Below are 17,836 nucleotides of genomic sequence, written 5' to 3' on the forward strand. Positions count from 1 at the left end.
GCCGTTCGCGGAGCGCGCAATGATTTCATAGGTCCCCTGTCAGGAAAGACGTGCAAGTCCATGGCGGCCAAGCTGCCGGGACCATCAAACGACGTGTCTCTGGCGGCAGCGATTCGAGCTGGATGGCTCTGCTCGAATATGGATTTCGAAACGGCTGTTTACCGGGCCTTGGTCCAAGTCAAGGCCACACGACATACTGATCCACCGCAAGATTAGTCCCAACAGTGTAGTGCAAAACGCGGAAGCGGCGCCTATTTGCGGGCCATGAGCCCAGCAGGTTGACAGCATCAAAGGCCGCCTTTGGGCCGGGAAGGGAAAAAGCTCGTACAAAGGCACAGGATGGGTGCGTAGCTCAGCGGGAGAGCACTCCCTTCACACGGGAGGGGTCATAGGTTCAATCCCTGTGGCGCCCACGTTGATTCTCCTACAGCTATCATCGCGATGCAATGTCACTTGTCCCTATGTGCTATCAGATTAACACATGAGAACTTTCGCGTGGTCTGCGTGGCGACAAAGCTGTGGGTCATCTAAACAATCGTATGAGAGTATCCAGATCGTTCCACACAAAAGCAGCTTCCTCGACCATTGTCTGGCCAAGAGTTATCTGTCTTGTCGATATCTTGTGTCCATGAAGCCGTTGATAAAAGCGGTGATAAGGATTGATGACAAGCGCCCAGACCATCATCGCAGATAGACCTGATCATAGAAATTGGTCTGCTGAAGGGCAAAAGAGCTTTTGCCCTATGCCTTGACCTTACAGTGACGGCCATCCCCAGTTTGTCTCTATCGTTGGATAGGTCTCTTTCAACAGACCGTGGGTGCAGGGCATCCTGATGAGAAGAGAGCGCTAGAGGCTCCAAGCGCGGCTGTGATGCGCATTATCAGACGTTCTGTACCGCCGCCTTATAGCGTTGGAAAGGGCCGGTCGTTAACTGTATCGCACGGGTTAGGGACAGTGACTCTCGTTTGAGATCTCTGCCCCTATGGTCATTGATTTTTTAATTCCCCGAGACTGCGTTAGCGCTTGAACCCCTAAAACGCCAAGCTTTCCCGGGTGGGCTGGTTGAACAATTGCCCGTTAACCTGCTTGGCCTCGAAAACGATGATTGAATGTCGACTCCTCGTGTTCGATTTTATCCCATTCGGCTGTAAACCCCTCCAAAGATTGATAGAACGGGTTGTCGCAATTAGGAAAGAATTGGCGCCGGGTCAGATCGACGATCCGCTTCCCCTCGATCTGAACGAGGAAATGCACCCATTGGTGCTGAGCCCCAAGGACATGCCAACGTTCATCCGCATCAGGGGCTTCGGTCCGTAAGCCCTGGCAGCGTAGGACCTGCCCGACAGATCCTTGCGATCGGAGGGCATCGGCGAGCCGATGGGAAATCCCACGGCAACGATTGTAGTAATTGTCGAGATTGTCGGCGCTTTCTTGAATAAGCATTTCGTCTTGAATAACGCTTGCCATGGGCACGCCTTATCGTGAGAGAGAAGGGCTGCCGAGACAGGACAAGACTAGGAAAAGCTGAGTGAGCCACTCCACCGATGACGGGCAGATCGCGCAACGGTTCTTGCTATAGAAATAGGGAGCGCATGGAGTCCACTCCCTCTCCTTCGAACGCACGGCGTTTTTCTTGAGCACAGTCCATCCTCAGTTGATCCGGACGGCCGTTTCCGAAGGGATAGGAAAGTCGAAGCGAAAAGCAGGCCACTTACGCGGGCCGATGCCAAACTTTTAAAGGCTGGCCCTGTGAATTCCTATGTCTCTGATTTTTCTGTGAAGATCAGATGAACAGGCAGCTTTATGTTTGCTGAATGTCAGCCCCAAATTATTGAATAGGCCCGAGGCTCAGTGTTTGGTCAGGCTTTTGTGGGAGTCATTCGTTGAGCGATGGCAAACGTTCCCAATCGCTCAAACATTCGACCGGCGCGTTAGAGTTCGAGACATGCCGCCAGGGCATTGAAATCTTCGGCGATCACATCCCAGTCTTGTTCAGGGGTCAGATCCGTGGTTTGACCTGGACCATGTTCTTTCACGCGGGCCACGAAAGCTGTTTGTAAACCGCAAGCCCTTGCCGCCGCGAGGTCATTATTATGCGCGGCAACCATGCAGACTTCCTGCGGTTTCAGCATAAGAATTTCCGCCGTGCGCAAATAGGCTTGCGGTTGTGGCTTATAGGCCTGTGCCACCTCGGCGCCGAGAATAGCGTCCCAAGGCAGGCCGGCGCGTTTGGCCATATCCACCATCAATCGGACATTGCCATTGGACAAGGGCGCGATGATCAGTCCTTTCTTCAACCGGGAAAGCCCGCTGATGCTGTCGGGCCAGGGATCCAGACGATGCCATGCCAGATTGAGGTCATCCAGCTCAGAAACCGGAAGAGCGGCGGGATCGAAGCCAAAATGCGGCAAAACAGCCTCCAGATTTTCCCGATGGAGCCTATCGAGCGGGGTGAAAGGTCGCGTGCCGTCTCGCACTTTGGCCATGGCAGGGACATAGAGCGCACGCCAAGCATCAGCGAAGGCAAGGGGATCGATATCCTGGCGTCCATGCCGGCTTAAAAAAGCGCCAGCCTCGCGGGCAACGCCGGAGCGCCAATCCACGACGGTGCCGAACACGTCGAAAAGCATGGCCTTGATCGTTTTCAAACTCATCGCTTGCCTCTCGTTTTATGGGGCAGGGCAGACTATAAACCAGCATGCGTGACTCTTTACTCGTCTTTTGCGGGGCCGGTCTTGGCGGGCTCTTGCGTCATGGCCTCAACCAGGTGAGCCTGCGCTTGGCCTTATTTGGCTTTCCCTGGATGACCTGCTTCATCAATATTAGCGGCTCGCTCGCCATGGGTCTGTTGGTCGGTTATCTCGCCGGCCATGGCGATAGCCGTTTTCCACAATCCCTGCGCCTGTTTCTCGCGACCGGTGTGCTTGGCGGCTATACGACTTTCTCGACCTTTTCCTTGGAGAATGCTCTTTTGATCGAACGCGGCGCCGTTGGCCTGGCGGTTTTGTATAGTCTGGTCTCGGTTGGTTTGGGCCTCGGCGGGCTTTTTCTTGGCCTTACCCTGACGCGGAGCCTGTCGTGAGCGCGAAAACCCTGACCGTCGATACCGATGAAGAAGGCATGCGTCTCGATCGCTGGTTCAAGCGACGCCTGCCGGATCTTTCCCTGTCGCATCTCAACAAGATCGTGCGCACCGGCCAGGTGCGGGTCGATGGCGCGCGTGTCAAGACAGCTACGCGGCTCGCAGCCGGTCAATCGGTGCGCGTGCCTCCGCTCGATCTCCCCGAGCGCCCGCTCGAAAAGCCGGCAATTGTTTCTGCCGATGCGCAGGCTCTGCGCGAGATGATCCTCTTTGAGGATCGCGACCTGATGGTGTTGAACAAGCCCTTTGGCCTGGCGGTCCAGGGCGGGTCCGGCATGACCCATCATATCGATAAAATGCTGGCCTCCCTGCCCAATGAGCGCGGTGACAGGCCGGTCCTGGTACATCGGCTTGATCGTGATACGTCGGGCGTGTTGCTCGTTGCCAAAACGCGGCGGATGGCGGCGGAACTGGGCGAGATTTTCCGCTCGCGGCAGGCCCGTAAAATCTACTGGGCCGTAGTCGAGGGTGTACCCAAGCCGGCCCAGGGGCGTATCTCGCTCTATCTCGCCAAGGGTGAGGGGATGGAGGATAAAAGGGGGCCGCATGGGCGTGATGCCGAAGCCCGGGCTGGCTTGGAAAAGATGCGGGTCGCCAAACATGGCGAGGAAGATGCCCGTCATTCCGTCACTTATTACGCCATTGTCGACAAGGTTCCCTCGCGTCTTGCCTGGCTGTCGATGAAACCGATCACCGGCCGCACGCATCAATTGCGCGCCCATGCCGAGGCGATTGGGCATCCGATTATCGGTGATCCCAAATATGGATTGAAGCCCAAGGACGACCCGCGCCGCAATGATCCCAACCGCGCGATTCCCGAGGGGGTCGAGCGTAAATTGCATCTTCTCGCCCGCCGGTTGATCTTGCCACACCCGCGCGGCGGCATTTTGGATGTCACGGCGCCTCTGCCTCCGCATATGCAAAAAACCTTCGATCTCTTCGGATTCGACATAAAGCACGAGGACCCGATCGATCATGCTCCTGAATGACACGGTGTCCTTACGCGAAACTGGCCAGAACCGAAGATTAGTCATCTTTGACGTCGATGGCACATTGGTCGATAGCCAGGATTTCATCGTCGAGGCGATGCGGCGGGCCTTCGCCGTCCATGACCTGCCCATACCCGAGCGCAAACAGGCGCTTTCAATCGTCGGTCTTTCTTTGCATGAGGCTTTCACCGTTCTGGTTGGGCCGGATGCGCCGATCGCCGGGCTGGTCGAGACCTATAAGGAGGCCTGGAACGCCATGCGGGCCGATCCCGCCTATGACGATCCTTTCTATCCTGGTGCACGAGAGACTTTGGATGCTTTTGCGGCGCGCACCGATCTCGTGCTCGGCATCGCCACCGGCAAGTCCCGGCGCGGCGTGAAGCATCTGCTCGATCGCTGGAATTTGCACAGCCATTTCGAAACGGTTCAGACCTCGGATGATCATCCCTCGAAACCGGCGCCCGACATGGTCCTTGCGGCCCTTGCGGAAACCGGTGTCGAGCCCGCTGATGCCTTCATGATCGGCGACACGGCTTATGATATGGAAATGGCTTGTGCTGCAGGCGTGCGACCGATTGGGGTCGCCTGGGGCTATCATGAGAGGGCCGTGCTCGAGGCCGCTGGCGCTGAACGGGTGGTCGCTGATTTTGCCGAAATCGAGGTCTTGTTGGGCCCAACCGGCTGAAAGACCGACCCAGCATCGCGAACAGGAAAAGGACGATGGCTGAACATCGCAACCCAGACGATCTTGCCGCTCTGTTTCCGCAAGCGGCTAGCGAGCCGATCGATCCCGTCGCCATGGCGCGGCGCGATCTGAAAAAAGCTCTCCCCAAACGGTTTTATCGCGAGGCCCGGGCGGAGCCCGTCGAAGGGGGATTTGCCCTGACGCTCGATGGCAAACCGGCCAAGACGCCGGCGCGTCAGGACCTCGTTCTGCCGACTTTGGCGGCGGCTGAGGCTTTGGCGGCTGAATGGAACGCCCAGGAAGATATCATCGATCCTTCCGCCATGCCGCTGACGCGCCTGGCCAATTCCGCCATCGATGGCGTGCGCGCCGCGCTCATGGAGACGGTCGAGGAAATCGCCCGTTATGGCGGTTCCGATCTCGTTTGCTACCGGGCTGAGGGGCCAGACAGCTTGGTCGCGGCGCAGGCTGCCGCCTGGGACCCGGTTCTCGCCTTCGCGCGGGAAAAGCTTGGTGCCCGTTTCCTGTGCGCCGAGGGGGTTGTTTTCGTCACGCAGCCGGAGGAGGCTGAGGCCGCTTTGCTGAAGGCTGTCCAGTTTTGGGCGAACGACAAGGCCAACGCGCCTTTCGCTGTCGCGGCCTTGCATGTGATGACCAGCTTGATGGGTTCGGCATTGATGGCGCTTGGCGTGGCCCATGGCCTGCTGCGGCCTGAGGAGGCTTGGGCTTCCGCCCATGTCGATGAGGATTTTCAGATGCGTGTCTGGGGGCGGGACGAAGAAGCCCTCGAACGCCGAACGAGACGTTGGCGAGACATGGAAGCGGCTGCCCGCCTTTTCCAGTCCGTCCAATCATGAGGATAGGCAATCATGAGCAAGCTTTACGATATTACCGTAAAAACCATTGAGGGACCGAGCGAGACGATCGGCGAATACAAAGGCAATGTCATATTGATCGTCAATACGGCATCGGCCTGCGGTCTCACGCCGCAATATCTTGCCCTGGAAAAGATCTATGAGACCTATATGGACCGGGGCTTTGTGGTGCTCGGGTTTCCCTGCAATGATTTCGGTGCCCAGGAGCCGGGGACCGAATTGGAAATTCAGCGTTTTTGTGAGGCGAAATTCAACGTCCAGTTTCCCATGTTCGCCAAGATCAGCGTCAAGCCAGGGTCTCGCCATCCACTCTATGAGGAATTGATCGCGCGCCAGCCCAAGGCCCGCACCAATCCGGGCGCAGCGCCGAAGGAAGGCAGCGACATTTCCTGGAATTTCGAAAAATTCCTGGTCAGTCGCGACGGCGAGGTCATTGACCGTTTCGCTCCGCAGGTGACACCTGATTCTCCTCTGGTCATCGAGGCCGTCGAGAAGGCGCTCGGGCCGACGGCCTGAGATTGTTCTTCCATGGCAAAAGTCCCCATGGCAAAAGTCCCCATGGCAAAAGTCCATGGTCTTGAGATCAGGCGTGCCGAGGCCGGCGATTTTGAAGGCCTTGGCGCGCTGAATAATCGGCTCGGTTTCCGGCTTGGCCCCCTCCCAGCGCCGGCGCGTAATCCCGATCTTTACCGGCATTGGCTGGCTGCGGCACAAGGAACGCGCCTCGTTGCCGTGCAGGGCAGCGTGATCATCGGACAAGCGGCTCTGACCCCGCCGAGGCAAAATGTCGCTGGCCTGGTCGCTACTCTGTCCATCGGCGTGCGCGAAGATCAGCGCGGCCAAGGGGTCGGCGGGGCGCTTCTTGAGGCTTTGTTAGCCGAAGCGGATGGACCGCTCAGTCTTGACCGGATCGAACTCACGGTTTTCTCCGATAATCATCCGGCCCTTCATCTTTACAAAAAATTCGGCTTCGTCCTCCTTCAAACGCGCCCCGAGGCCGTGCTGCGCGAAAACCGTCTCTGCGATGTCGAGGACTGGATCCGCATGCGGTTGTAACACCCTGCCGAAAGTCAGCTTGCAAGTTTTTGTAAGTAGGTCATACGTCGTTTACAATCGTTAAAGAGTTGTAGTTTCAAGGCTAGCAGGCGGCGGGGGGTTGCGTGAAGACTATTTTGGAACGGCTTGACGAGCGTGAGGCAATTGCTCGCTTGGGTGGAGGCGTTGAAAGGCTACAGGCGCAGCACAATCGGGGCAAGCTGACTGCGCGGGAGCGTATCGAGCTCTTACTCGATCAGGATTCCTTTGAAGAATTCGATATGTTCGTCCAGCACCGGGCGATCGATTTCGGTATGGACAGCGTCAAAATCCCGGGGGATGGCGTGGTGACGGGCTGGGGCACCGTCAATGGCCGTACTGTTTTCGTTTTCGCTAAGGATTTCACGGTTTTCGGCGGTTCGCTTTCGGAAACCCATGCGCAGAAGATTCTCAAGCTGCAGGACATGGCCTTGCGCAACCGCGCGCCGATCATCGGCCTGTTCGATGCGGGCGGTGCACGCATTCAGGAAGGTGTCGCGGCCCTTGGCGGTTATGGCGAAGTGTTCCAGCGTAATGTGCTTGCTTCCGGTGTCATTCCGCAAATCTCGCTGATCATGGGACCTTGCGCCGGCGGTGACGTTTATTCACCGGCGATGACAGATTTCATCTTTATGGTCAAGGATACGAGCTATATGTTCGTGACCGGACCCGATGTCGTGAAAACCGTCACCAATGAAAACGTCACGGCGGAGCAGCTCGGCGGCGCCAGTGTGCATACGACACAGAGCTCGATCGCAGATCATGCCTATGAAAACGATGTCGAGGCTCTGTTGCAGATGCGTCGGCTCATCGATTTTCTGCCGGCCTCCAATGTCGCGCCTCTGCCTGAATGGCCGAGCTTCGATACAGCCGACAGGGTTGATTTCTCGCTCGATACCTTGATCCCCGATAATCCAAACAAGCCCTATGATGTCAAGGAATTGATCGCCAAGACGGTGGACGAGGGGGATTTCTTCGAGATCCAGCAGGCGCATGCGCGCAATATTGTTGTCGGTTTTGGCCGTATGGAAGGGCGTACAGTCGGCATTGTCGCCAATCAGCCTTTGGTGCTCGCCGGTGTGCTCGATTCCGATGCCTCGCGCAAGGCTGGTCGTTTCGTTCGCTTTTGCGATTGTTTCAACATTCCGATCGTGACCTTCGTGGACGTGCCGGGCTTTCTGCCGGGTGTCGCGCAGGAACATGGCGGGCTCATCAAGCATGGCGCGAAATTGCTCTTCGCCTATGCTGAAGCCACAGTGCCGAAAATCACCATCATTACACGCAAGGCTTTCGGCGGCGCCTATGACGTCATGGCCTCGAAACATTTGCGGGGCGATGTCAATTATGCGTGGCCGACCGCGCAGATCGCCGTCATGGGCGCCAAGGGCGCGGTCGAGATCATCTTCCGCAAGGATCTGGCCGATCCGGAAAAGATCGCCAAACATACAAAGGATTACGAAGAGCGCTTTCTCTCACCCTTCGTCGCTGCCGAGCGCGGCTATATCGATGAAGTCATTCAGCCGCATACGACACGCAAGCGCGTGGCACGGGTGCTCGCCCTCCTGCGCAGCAAGAACTTGGAAAATCCCTGGAAAAAACACGACAATATTCCGCTGTAGAAACATGATCGCCCCCGCGTGATGGCGGGTTGATTGACTCGGCGCATACATCATAAAATTTCCGGAGCGTTCCATGTTCAAGAAAATCCTTATCGCCAATCGCGGCGAAATCGCCTGCCGCGTGATCAAAACGGCGCGGCGGCTCGGTATCGCCACGGTTGCTGTCTATTCCGAGGCTGATCGCAATGCGCTGCATGTGCGTATGGCGGATGAAGCTGTGTTCATCGGCGGCGCGGCCGCTTCCGAATCCTATCTGGTGATGGACAAAATCGTCGAGGCTTGCGTCGCGACGGGTGCCGAGGCGGTTCATCCTGGTTATGGCTTCCTGTCGGAGCGCGCTGCCTTTCCCGAGGCGCTTGCCGCCAAAGGCATTGTCTTTATCGGTCCCAATCCCAAGGCGATCGAAGCCATGGGCGATAAGATCCAATCGAAGAAATATGCCCAGGCCGCCGGTGTCTCTGTCGTGCCGGGCTATTTGGGCGAGATCCTTTCGGCTGATGAGGCGGCGCGCATTGCCGATGACATCGGCTATCCGGTAATGATCAAGGCTTCGGCCGGCGGCGGCGGCAAGGGCATGCGTATCGCTCATGCGCGTGATGAGGTCGTTGAAGGTTTTACGCGGGCTCGCTCGGAAGCCAAATCTTCCTTTGGTGATGATCGCGTCTTCATCGAGAAATTCATCGTTGATCCGCGTCATATCGAAATTCAAGTGCTTGGTGACAAACACGGCAATGTCATTCATCTCGGTGAGCGTGAATGTTCGATCCAGCGCCGCAATCAGAAAGTCATCGAGGAAGCCCCTTCACCGCTGCTCGATACCGCGACGCGTGAAAAAATGGGCGCCGAGGCCGTGGCCTTGGCCAAGGCCGTGGGCTATGATTCCGCGGGAACGGTCGAATTTGTCTGCGGCCAGGATAAGCAATTCTACTTCCTGGAAATGAATACCCGATTGCAGGTGGAGCATCCGGTGACGGAACTGGTCACGGGCCTTGACCTCGTCGAGCAGATGATCCGCATCGCTGCCGGGGAAAAGCTGGCCTTGACCCAGCATGATGTCACTTTGCGCGGTTGGGCCGTCGAAAGCCGTGTCTATGCGGAAGATCCCGCGCGCAATTTTCTGCCCTCGACAGGCCGGCTCGTGGCCTATCGTCCGCCGGCGGAAGGGCTCGTCGATGGCATTACCATCCGCAACGATACGGGTGTCTATGAAGGGGCGGAAATCTCGATCTTTTACGATCCGATGATCGCTAAATTCATCACCTATGGGGCGACACGTCAGGCGGCCGTCGAGGCGCAGGCGCAGGCGCTCGACGCCTTTGTCATCCATGGTATACGCCACAATATTCCGTTCCTGAACAGCGTGATGCGGCATGAACGGTTTCGTTCGGGCAAGCTCTCGACGCAATTCCTGGCTGAAGAATATCCGAACGGGTTTACACCGCATCTGCCGCATGGGGATGAGGTTTTCGCGCTCTCCGCTGTCGCCGCTACGATCGATCATGTCCTGAACGAGCGCAAACGGCATATTTCGGGACAATTGTCGGCCAGCAAGCCAGTCGTCTTCACGCGCGAGCGCAGCGTTCTTTTGGGCGCGGATCGGCACGACATTCGGGTCGAGCCTGGCGTCGAAGGCGTGCGGGTTCATTTCGAGACCAATAATCTCTCTTACTTCTGCCGTTCCTCTTGGCAAGGCGGTGAAACCGTCTGGACCGGCACGATCAATGGCGAAACGGCAGCTGTTCAGGTGCAGCCGATCCCCAATGGATTCCTGCTCTCGCGGGGCGGCGCCGAGGTCGAGGCGCGCGTCTATACGCGGCGTGAGGCTGATCTCGCCGCGTTCATGCCAGAGAAAGCGCAGGCTGAAGCGGTGAAGGCCTTGCTATGCCCGATGCCGGGTCTCGTGAGGGCCATTCATGTCGCGCCCGGTCAGGAGGTCAAGGCCGGCGATCCTCTCTGCGTGGTCGAAGCCATGAAAATGGAAAACCTGCTGCGCGCCGATCAGGATACGACGATCAAAAGTGTGCTGGCGAAGGAGGGCGATTCACTCGCCGTCGATGCGATCATTATGGAATTTGCCTGAGGATCAGTTCGACAACATATCAAAAAGCGTCTGTATGCGGACGTGGGTGGGTAGTAGTCGTCTTCCAAAATATGTTCCATTGACACCCAGCATGCCGGACAAAGAAGGACGTATCTATAGCCGCACACGGCGCTCACGAATTTACGAAATAGAGAAGGCTCAGGGCGGCTGCAAGGCCGCCCTTTTTCGTGGGCCTTCCAGAGCGTCGGACGTTCAAGTTGATCATGTCCGATGCTCTATCATGATAAAAGGATTGCACCGTCAATGACTGCAATCAAACATTCAGGGTTTTTTTAAACAGCTCCGCTTTAGCATGGTTTGATGCCATTGGAGGTGTTTCCTTCGTCGTGCCTATAAATAAATAATTGTGACTTAAGTATTGACGTTCATCAAACATCATGGAACTATTTGTCTTGACGCTCCACTTGAATGAAAAGGGAATCATAATCCCGTAGCGCCTGAACTATAAAAGACACAGGGAAGGAACATGTGATGGGCCAGCCAAAACCAAAATTATGGCCGCACTCATCCTCGAGACGCGCAATGTCTCCACGCTATGCATGGCATAAAGGCGCTGCATAACCTCTTCTTTAAAAGTCCGTATCTGTCTTGATCGATGATCCTTGTATGGCCATGACCGCCACAAGGGTGTTCATTGTTTGCGATCATCTCTCAGGACTTGGTAGCGAACCTTCGCATCCAGCGAACATATCTTTGTAAAACCTGACATCGCTGGATGGTCGGTGGCTTCCGCATGTTTGGATCTGCCCCTCTTTTTGCGAAGGCTAAGCAGCCTTGCGTGGTGAAAGCCACGATTGATTTTGCTTGTTTCAAGGGGAAATCAAGGCTGCCTAGAATTTTAAGTGCAAGCAAACTTGGACAAGTTTGCTGAGAGCACCAAACCTGAAAGTGAATTCCACTTTTGGGGTTAATATGGTGTGTTTTTGAAGATCTGGAGCATCCGACGATTCAGCTTGAAGATCCGATGCCATAGAAAGCGTATTCAAAGTAACAGACTGTATTCGCGTCTATTCGATTGTCAAATGACAATCGAATGAGAGCGTTTGCGTCTAAGAGCAAACAACGGGCGTTGCCCAGTGAGCCAAACTTATACGCATTGCACGAATGCCGCGATCAAGCGGAATTCTAGCCCATGCGTAAATCAATAATATTAAAGATATAGGCGAGGAAACGATGAAACCAAATGGCAAAATAAAACTTGCTCTGCTGAGTATGATGACGCTGGCGTCATCCTATGCTCTTGCGGGAACTTACACCGAGACGTTCCGGCCGCAATTTCATTATACGCCCGCTAAGAATTGGATGAATGATCCCAATGGCTTGGTTTATTATGGGGGGAAGTATCACTTATTTTACCAGTACAACCCCAATGGGATGACCTGGGGAGATATGTCATGGGGGCATGCGGTCAGCACCGATACGGTTCACTGGACTGAAATGCCCATCGCACTCAATGTCGAGAAATATGCTCCAGGACAGGTAACACAAATGTTCTGGTCCGGCAGCGCTGTGGTTGACAGTAACAATACCAGCGGCTTGGGGACAACAACCAATCCCCCCATGGTCGCTATTTACACGAGCTATTACCCGCAAGCTTTAACCTTGGCGAATGGAACATCCGTTCAAGCCGGCACGCAGGCTCAGTCCATTGCTTATAGCTTGGATCAAGGTACAACCTGGACACAATATAGCGGCGATCCCATTATTCAGCTTCCACCCAGTCCCTATCAAGACCAGTTTCAAAACTTCCGGGACCCAAAAGTATTCTGGTATGCACCGGAAAAAAAGTGGGTCATGGTCGCCGCCTTGGCGGCTCTTCACAAAGTGGTCTTGTATTCGTCAAAGGACCTGAAACAGTGGACCTTTATGAGCGAGTTTGGTCCGGCCAATGAGAGCATTGGCGCTTGGGAGTGTCCTGATCTCTTCCCGTTGCCGGTTGACGGGAATACAAGTAATATCAAGTGGGTATTGGTGGTTAATATAAACCCAGGCTCGATCACGGCGGGGTCCGGTGCCCAATATTTCCTGGGCCAGTTCGATGATACACAGTTCGTTGCCGATGCCAATAATGTTTATGATAGCCTTCCCCCGGCAGGAAGCACGGTCTTCCAGAATTTTGAGGGATCGAGTTATAGCGCGCTCGGTTGGACTGCTACCGGGGCCCTTGCGGGACAGGCACCGGCGCGCGAAACTATCCCGGGCATGGAAGGCAATCAGCTCGCGGACACCTATGGCACCGGTGACTCTTCAGTCAGCACGCTGACATCGCCTCCTTTTACCATCACCACATCTTACATCAACTTCCTCGTCAGTGGGGGGTACCATCCTTACGACCCCGCGACTTATGGGACATCCATGGACACAGAGACCGCCGTCAACCTTCTCATCAATGGCAAAGTGGTGCAAAGTACAACAGGCTCCAACGGGATCGAGCTGGTCTGGAGAAGTTGGGACGTGAGTGGCTATAACGGGCAGGTCGCACAAATTCAAATCGTTGATAATAATACAGGTACAACGGGCTGGGGCCACATCCTCGTCGATGACATCGTTTTTTCCGACGTGAGCAAGCAAGAAGCCAATTGGATTGACTACGGGCCGGATTTCTATGCGGTGAATTCCTGGAATGGGTTATCGGGAGGCCGGCGGCTTTCCATTGGCTGGATGAACAATTGGAACTATGCAAACACCATCCCGACGACGCCTTGGCGCAGCGCGATGAGTGTCCCGCGCGAATTTGCCTTGAAGACGATCAATAGTCAGGTTCGTCTTGTACAGCGGCCAGTGGCCGATCTCCTCGGTCTGCGTGGCTCTTCAATTTACACACAGACAACTAACACGTCTCTTTTTTCAAGCAATATGGTGGTTCCTGTTGATAACACGAAGGGAGAGGCACTCGACATTTCTACCAAGTTTAAGCCGGGTACTGCCTCGCAATTTGGTATGAAAGTCCGTGTGGGGGCGAATGGCGAGGAAACTGTGGTTGGCTATGACGTGAAGACACATACAGTTTTTGTAGACCGTTCAAAGTCTGGACAAATAAACTTTGATCCGACTTTCACAGGCCGTTACAGCGCTCCGCTTTTGCCTTCAGTGGATGGGAGTATCGCACTGCGTGTTTTAGTGGATTGGTCGTCGGTCGAGGTCTTCGGCGGGAGCGGGGAGGCGGTCCTGACCAGCCAGATCTTCCCGGCACCAACGAGTGATGGCGTGGCCGTGTTCGCGAATGGCGGGACCGCAGTTTTGCAGTCCATAAACATCTCTTCGATGAATTCGAGCTGGCCGAATCAATAATCGTCCCTGGCTTAAGAAGATGGCGTCGAGACCCATTGCGGCGACAATTGGTCGGTGCAAGAATGTTCGACGCCATCTTTATCTTTCGCCAAAGGGAGCCGAATACGAGATGGAGCGAATGTGTCCGATAGTCTGGACATGCTTGAACAGAGTAGGATCGCCGCCACAGTCTTCTCACGGGCCGAAGCAGATTGGATCGGCCACATTTTCCTTGAAGCGGCTCTGTTGCAAGTGCCTGAAATCGGTTTCAAAATTCCGTTGGCGGAATTCTACGAAGGTTTGACCTTCGATTCCCTGGACGCAACGGACGCGTAAAAATTCGATCTCCTATCCAGCATCGAGTAAGCGGATCGCTTCTCGCCGCTCGAACAGATTCAAAAGCAATCGTAAAGCCTCGCCCTGCGGGCCTTCGAGCTTGGGATTGTCTTCGACCATTTGACGGGCCTCAGCGCGGGCCAGCGTCAACAATTGCGCATGCACGGATAGATCGGCGATGCGGAAACCCGGGAGGCCTGATTGCTTCGTGCCAAGCACATCGCCCTCGCCGCGCAGCCGTAAATCTTCTTCAGCGATGCGGAAACCGTCCTCGCTCTCGCGCATGATGGCGATCCGCGCCTTGGCGATCTCGCCGAGCGGTCCCTTATACAGTAACAGGCACGAGGATTGGCCGGGGCCGCGCCCAACGCGTCCGCGTAATTGATGCAATTGCGCGAGGCCGAACCGCTCCGCATGTTCGATGACCATCACCGTGGCTTCCGGCACGTCGACGCCGACTTCGATCACGGTCGTCGCCACCAGAATGCGGGTCTCACCGCTGGCGAAAGCAGCCATGGCGGCGTCTTTTTCGGCCGCTTTCATCTTGCCATGCAGGAGGCCGACCTTCGTGCCGAAAATGGAGGTGAGGTCCTCGAAACGCGCTTCGACCGCCGCGACATCGAGGAGTTCGCTTTCCTCGACAAGGGGGCAAACCCAATAAGCGCGCCCGCCTTTGGCTAGGAGCCGGTGCAGCCCATCCACAACCTCGTCGATCCGTTCGATCGGCAAGGCGCGCGTGTCGATCTTCTGCCGGCCAGGCGGTTTTTCCCGCAGAACTGAGACTTCCATATCGCCGAAAAAGGTCAGGACCAGAGTGCGCGGAATCGGCGTTGCGGTCATGACGAGAATATCCACGGCCTCGCCTTTGTCGCTGAGAGCGAGGCGCTGATGCACGCCGAAACGATGCTGCTCATCGACCACCGCGAGCCCGAGATCGTGAAAAGTGACATCCTCCTGGAACAGGGCATGAGTGCCGATCAAAATGTCGATCTCACCGGCTGCGAGCGCCGCGAGACGTTTCGCGCGGCTTGTCCCCTTGTCGCGACCTGTGAGCAAAGCGAGGCGCAGGCCGGTGTTTTCGCAGAGCGCCGAGAGATTGGCATAATGCTGCCGCGCGAGGATTTCGGTTGGCGCCATCAAGGCCGCCTGACGGCCGGCCTCGACCATGCCGGCCATGGCGAGTAGGGCAACAAGCGTCTTGCCGGATCCGACATCGCCTTGCAGCAGGCGCAGCATGCGGCGGGGCGCCGCGAGATCGGCTTTGATCTCGGCCAGAGCTTTTTCCTGGCAGGGTGTCGGCCGGTAGGGCAGGCCGGCGAGAATTTTGGCGGTCAGGCGCCCATCCCCCTGCGCGATCCGCCCTGCCATACGGCGCCTTTTGCCGCGCATCAGCGCCAAGGCGAGTTGGCTCGCCAACAATTCATCGAGCGCGAGACGAAGCCGGCCTGGCGATTCAAGACCAATGGCATTGGGTTCGGCGGGATGGTGCAAAGCCTTCAAGGCGTCGGAAAAACTCGGGAAAACCGGAAGCTTGACCAAAGAGAGATCGTGCCATTCGGGAAGTTTGGGTCCCCGTGCTGTAAAATACGCGAAAGCCGCCTCTATGGCCTTGGCGATCTGTTTTTGCGAAAGTCCCTCGGTCGTCGGATAAATCGGTTCGACGGGCGGAAGATTGGCGAGGCCTTGGGCATCGAGCACGCGGTCGGGATGGACCATTTGCCGATAACCGTCCCAGAGTTCGAGCTTCCCGGACACCCAGCGTTTTTCGCCGCGCGGCAGACTGCGCTCGATCCATTGCGGATTGGCGAGAAAGAAGACGAGCAGCACGTCGCCGGTTTCATCCTCGACGAGGACGCGGTAGGGCGCTTTGGATCGCGCTGGTGGCGGCCGGTGTTCGACGACCGTCACTTCGAGTGTCACGACGCGATCCAGCGGAGCCTCGGCGATTTTGGGCCGCTCGCGGCGATCGATGGTGCCGGAAGGAAGATGAAACAGAAGGTCGATCACCCGCGCGCCGCCGCTATTGGCGGCAATCCCGACGGCTTTGCCGAGAAGGAGCGCGGTTTTGGGCCCGACACCTTGCAGCGATTCGGCTGAGGCAAAGAGCGGATCGAGAAGAGAGGGCCGCATCGCGGGTCCCATTTTAAGGATAAATTCTACGCGTTTACAAAAATCTAGCGCCGCATGCCTGATTTCGATTTCACGCATCATGCTCTATAGTAGGAGATGATGGCGGCGCAAAGCGCTTCGCCGCGGTGTCATCGCTCGCTGGTGTCATCGCTCGTCTCCCTCCATACTGTCGTTTGGCGGGGCCGCATTCCCTCCTCGCCCGCACTTTCGCCTTGGCCGAATGGCCGCGTTCCAATGACCAGAATCGTCCCCATGAATGATAATCACATCGAAATCCTGCGGGATCCGGCATCTTTGCAGGCCAAGATCGCGCATTGGCGTAGTCAAGGACAGCGTATTGTCCTGGTGCCGACCATGGGTGCCTTGCACGCCGGGCATATGTCTTTGGTGAAAGAAGCCAAACGGCTTGGCGACCGCGTGCTTTTGTCGATTTTCGTTAATCCAACCCAATTCGCGCCGAACGAGGATTATGCGGTCTATCCGCGCCGTCTCGAAGCCGATGCCGAGCTCTCGACCGAGGCCGGGGCCGATCTGATCTTCGCTCCGACACCGGAGATCATGTATCCGGCCGGTTTTGCGACAACCATTTCCCTGACGGGTCCGGCAACGGCCGGGCTCGAGGATAAGTTCCGGCCGACTCATTTCGCTGGTGTCGCGACGGTGGTCGCCAAGCTGCTCAATCTCGCGCGGGCCGATGTCGCGATTTTCGGCCAAAAGGATTATCAGCAGCTTCAGGTCATCCAGCAGATGGTGAGTGATCTCGCCATTCCGGTCGAGATCGTGGGGGCGCCAACCATGCGCGAGAAGGACGGGCTCGCGCTTTCCTCGCGCAATTTCTATCTGACCGTCGCCGAGCGTGATGCCGCGCCGCGCCTCTATGCGGCTCTCGTGCAATGCGCTCGGGATATCGCGCGTGGCGAAACCATCAATAAAGCCCTGGCGAACGCTATGGAGAGCGTAATCGCCGCGGGTTTTGTGATCGATTATATCGAGGCCCGCCATGCCGAAACTTTGGCGCTGGTCGAAAATAGCGGCGAGGGGCCGATCCGCCTGCTCGCGGCGGCCAAGCTCGGCACGACACGTCTTATTGACAATATTGCTGTATGAGTGAGCCGGAATGAGCGCGGAATTGATCGTTCATTTGCGCGTCGGTGGCCGTGTTCAGGGTGTCGGTTACCGTGCCTGGACCGTTGCCGAGGCGCGTCGTCTCGGTTTGCGTGGCTTTGTCCGTAATCGGAGCAATGGCGATGTCGAGGCGGTTCTAATCGGCACGGCTGAGGCGATCGAGACGCTCAGCGGTCTCTGCCGCCAGGGCCCGCCAGCAGCGCGCGTCGATCGGCTTGAACAAAAGAGAATCGATGAAATAATGGCGCAGGCCTTGGCTGAACCGGGAGAAAGAGAAGAAGCGTGCTTCGATTTTTGACATCACCTGCGCAAATGCCAGCCTACGGGTCTGCCGTGTCGGTTTCTCGGTCACCAAGAGGGCGGTCCATCCGCGTGGTTTTGCTCGCGCTTATGGCCGCGCTGGGACTGGCTGGCTGCGATAAATGCGGCGACACCATTCGCTTCAACACGCCCAGCCTGCCCAAAACCTGCCATCCTTCCAACACTCAG

At 56.6% G+C, this 17,836-nt stretch carries 15 protein-coding genes and 1 tRNA gene; 13 read left to right on the plus strand and 3 right to left on the minus strand.

All coding sequences use genetic code 11. The features are described from left to right. Positions 1-341: 341 nt before the first annotated feature. Positions 342-413 (plus strand) — tRNA-Val (locus BIND_RS06640). A gap of 665 nt (positions 414-1,078) precedes the next feature. Here the strand turns inward: BIND_RS06640 and BIND_RS06645 are convergent. Further along, complete coding sequence (locus BIND_RS06645) at positions 1,079-1,468, minus strand: hypothetical protein (RefSeq protein ID WP_012384306.1); 390 nt, start codon at positions 1,466-1,468, stop codon at positions 1,079-1,081. Positions 1,469-1,932: 464 nt separating this feature from the next. Then, positions 1,933-2,655 (minus strand): haloacid dehalogenase type II, encoded by a 723-nt coding sequence (locus BIND_RS06650; RefSeq protein WP_012384307.1) that lies wholly within the window; start codon positions 2,653-2,655, stop codon positions 1,933-1,935. 44 nt (positions 2,656-2,699) lie between these two features. On the opposite strand from BIND_RS06650, the gene crcB reads away from it, so the two are divergent. The 10 genes from crcB (at position 2,700) to BIND_RS21260 (ending at position 14,092) form a co-directional block, all read left to right on the plus strand. Continuing rightward, positions 2,700-3,083, plus strand: a complete 384-nt coding sequence (gene crcB / locus BIND_RS06655) for a fluoride efflux transporter CrcB (protein ID WP_012384308.1) — start codon at positions 2,700-2,702, stop codon at positions 3,081-3,083. Next, positions 3,080-4,132, plus strand: coding sequence for an RluA family pseudouridine synthase (locus BIND_RS06660; protein WP_012384309.1), 1,053 nt, complete (start codon positions 3,080-3,082; stop codon positions 4,130-4,132). The genes crcB and BIND_RS06660 overlap by 4 nt, the downstream gene beginning before the upstream one ends. Next, the gene (locus BIND_RS06665; RefSeq protein ID WP_012384310.1) at positions 4,119-4,817 is read left to right on the plus strand and encodes an HAD-IA family hydrolase; all 699 of its coding nucleotides are present in this window, start codon (positions 4,119-4,121) and stop codon (positions 4,815-4,817) included. Before BIND_RS06660 ends, BIND_RS06665 begins: the two co-directional genes overlap by 14 nt. 35 nt (positions 4,818-4,852) lie before the next feature. Then, complete coding sequence (locus tag BIND_RS06670) at positions 4,853-5,674, plus strand: ATP12 family chaperone protein (RefSeq protein ID WP_012384311.1); 822 nt, start codon at positions 4,853-4,855, stop codon at positions 5,672-5,674. Positions 5,675-5,686: 12 nt separating this feature from the next. Continuing rightward, positions 5,687-6,208, plus strand: a complete 522-nt coding sequence (locus BIND_RS06675) for a glutathione peroxidase (RefSeq protein ID WP_012384312.1) — start codon at positions 5,687-5,689, stop codon at positions 6,206-6,208. A gap of 27 nt (positions 6,209-6,235) precedes the next feature. Beyond that, positions 6,236-6,748 carry a GNAT family N-acetyltransferase gene (locus BIND_RS06680; RefSeq protein WP_202944768.1) on the plus strand — a complete coding sequence of 171 codons (513 nt, stop codon included), beginning with the start codon at positions 6,236-6,238 and terminating at the stop codon, positions 6,746-6,748. 104 nt (positions 6,749-6,852) lie between these two features. Beyond that, a complete protein-coding gene (locus tag BIND_RS06685; RefSeq protein ID WP_012384314.1) occupies positions 6,853-8,385 on the plus strand; it encodes an acyl-CoA carboxylase subunit beta in 1,533 nt (510 codons plus the stop codon). A 73-nt stretch (positions 8,386-8,458) separates the two neighbouring features. Further along, on the plus strand, positions 8,459-10,465 hold the full coding sequence (locus tag BIND_RS06690; RefSeq protein ID WP_012384315.1) for an acetyl-CoA carboxylase biotin carboxylase subunit: 2,007 nt from the start codon (positions 8,459-8,461) through the stop codon (positions 10,463-10,465). A gap of 1,194 nt (positions 10,466-11,659) precedes the next feature. Beyond that, positions 11,660-13,777, plus strand: coding sequence for a glycoside hydrolase family 32 protein (locus tag BIND_RS22165; protein ID WP_012384316.1), 2,118 nt, complete (start codon positions 11,660-11,662; stop codon positions 13,775-13,777). Between the two features lie 120 nt (positions 13,778-13,897). Next, on the plus strand, positions 13,898-14,092 hold the full coding sequence (locus tag BIND_RS21260) for a hypothetical protein (protein WP_148210578.1): 195 nt from the start codon (positions 13,898-13,900) through the stop codon (positions 14,090-14,092). A gap of 12 nt (positions 14,093-14,104) precedes the next feature. Here the strand turns inward: BIND_RS21260 and recG are convergent, their stop codons facing one another. Then, positions 14,105-16,222: an ATP-dependent DNA helicase RecG gene (gene recG, locus BIND_RS06700; protein ID WP_041778547.1), complete on the minus strand. Its 2,118-nt coding sequence runs from the start codon at positions 16,220-16,222 to the stop codon at positions 14,105-14,107. Between the two features lie 252 nt (positions 16,223-16,474). Here recG and panC point away from each other — a divergent pair, with 252 nt between their 5' ends. Beyond that, positions 16,475-17,329, plus strand: coding sequence for a pantoate--beta-alanine ligase (panC, locus tag BIND_RS06705; protein WP_012384318.1), 855 nt, complete (start codon positions 16,475-16,477; stop codon positions 17,327-17,329). A 10-nt stretch (positions 17,330-17,339) separates the two neighbouring features. Next, positions 17,340-17,645, plus strand: a complete 306-nt coding sequence (locus BIND_RS06710; protein WP_012384319.1) for an acylphosphatase — start codon at positions 17,340-17,342, stop codon at positions 17,643-17,645. Positions 17,646-17,836 lie beyond the last annotated feature (191 nt).

Origin of the sequence: Beijerinckia indica subsp. indica ATCC 9039 (genome assembly GCF_000019845.1) — a bacterium.
Lineage (GTDB): Bacteria > Pseudomonadota > Alphaproteobacteria > Rhizobiales > Beijerinckiaceae > Beijerinckia > Beijerinckia indica.

Coding starts and splice junctions, on each gene's coding strand:
- BIND_RS06645 (WP_012384306.1), bottom strand. CDS start 1,468: ATGGCAAGCGTTATTCAAGACGAAATGCTTATTCAAGAAAGCGCCGAC.
- BIND_RS06680 (WP_202944768.1), top strand. CDS start 6,236: ATGGCAAAAGTCCCCATGGCAAAAGTCCATGGTCTTGAGATCAGGCGT.
- BIND_RS06690 (WP_012384315.1), top strand. CDS start 8,459: ATGTTCAAGAAAATCCTTATCGCCAATCGCGGCGAAATCGCCTGCCGC.
- crcB (WP_012384308.1), top strand. CDS start 2,700: ATGCGTGACTCTTTACTCGTCTTTTGCGGGGCCGGTCTTGGCGGGCTC.
- BIND_RS06710 (WP_012384319.1), top strand. CDS start 17,340: ATGAGCGCGGAATTGATCGTTCATTTGCGCGTCGGTGGCCGTGTTCAG.
- recG (WP_041778547.1), bottom strand. CDS start 16,222: ATGCGGCCCTCTCTTCTCGATCCGCTCTTTGCCTCAGCCGAATCGCTG.
- BIND_RS06665 (WP_012384310.1), top strand. CDS start 4,119: ATGCTCCTGAATGACACGGTGTCCTTACGCGAAACTGGCCAGAACCGA.
- BIND_RS06675 (WP_012384312.1), top strand. CDS start 5,687: ATGAGCAAGCTTTACGATATTACCGTAAAAACCATTGAGGGACCGAGC.
- BIND_RS06670 (WP_012384311.1), top strand. CDS start 4,853: ATGGCTGAACATCGCAACCCAGACGATCTTGCCGCTCTGTTTCCGCAA.
- BIND_RS22165 (WP_012384316.1), top strand. CDS start 11,660: ATGAAACCAAATGGCAAAATAAAACTTGCTCTGCTGAGTATGATGACG.
- BIND_RS06650 (WP_012384307.1), bottom strand. CDS start 2,655: ATGAGTTTGAAAACGATCAAGGCCATGCTTTTCGACGTGTTCGGCACC.
- panC (WP_012384318.1), top strand. CDS start 16,475: ATGAATGATAATCACATCGAAATCCTGCGGGATCCGGCATCTTTGCAG.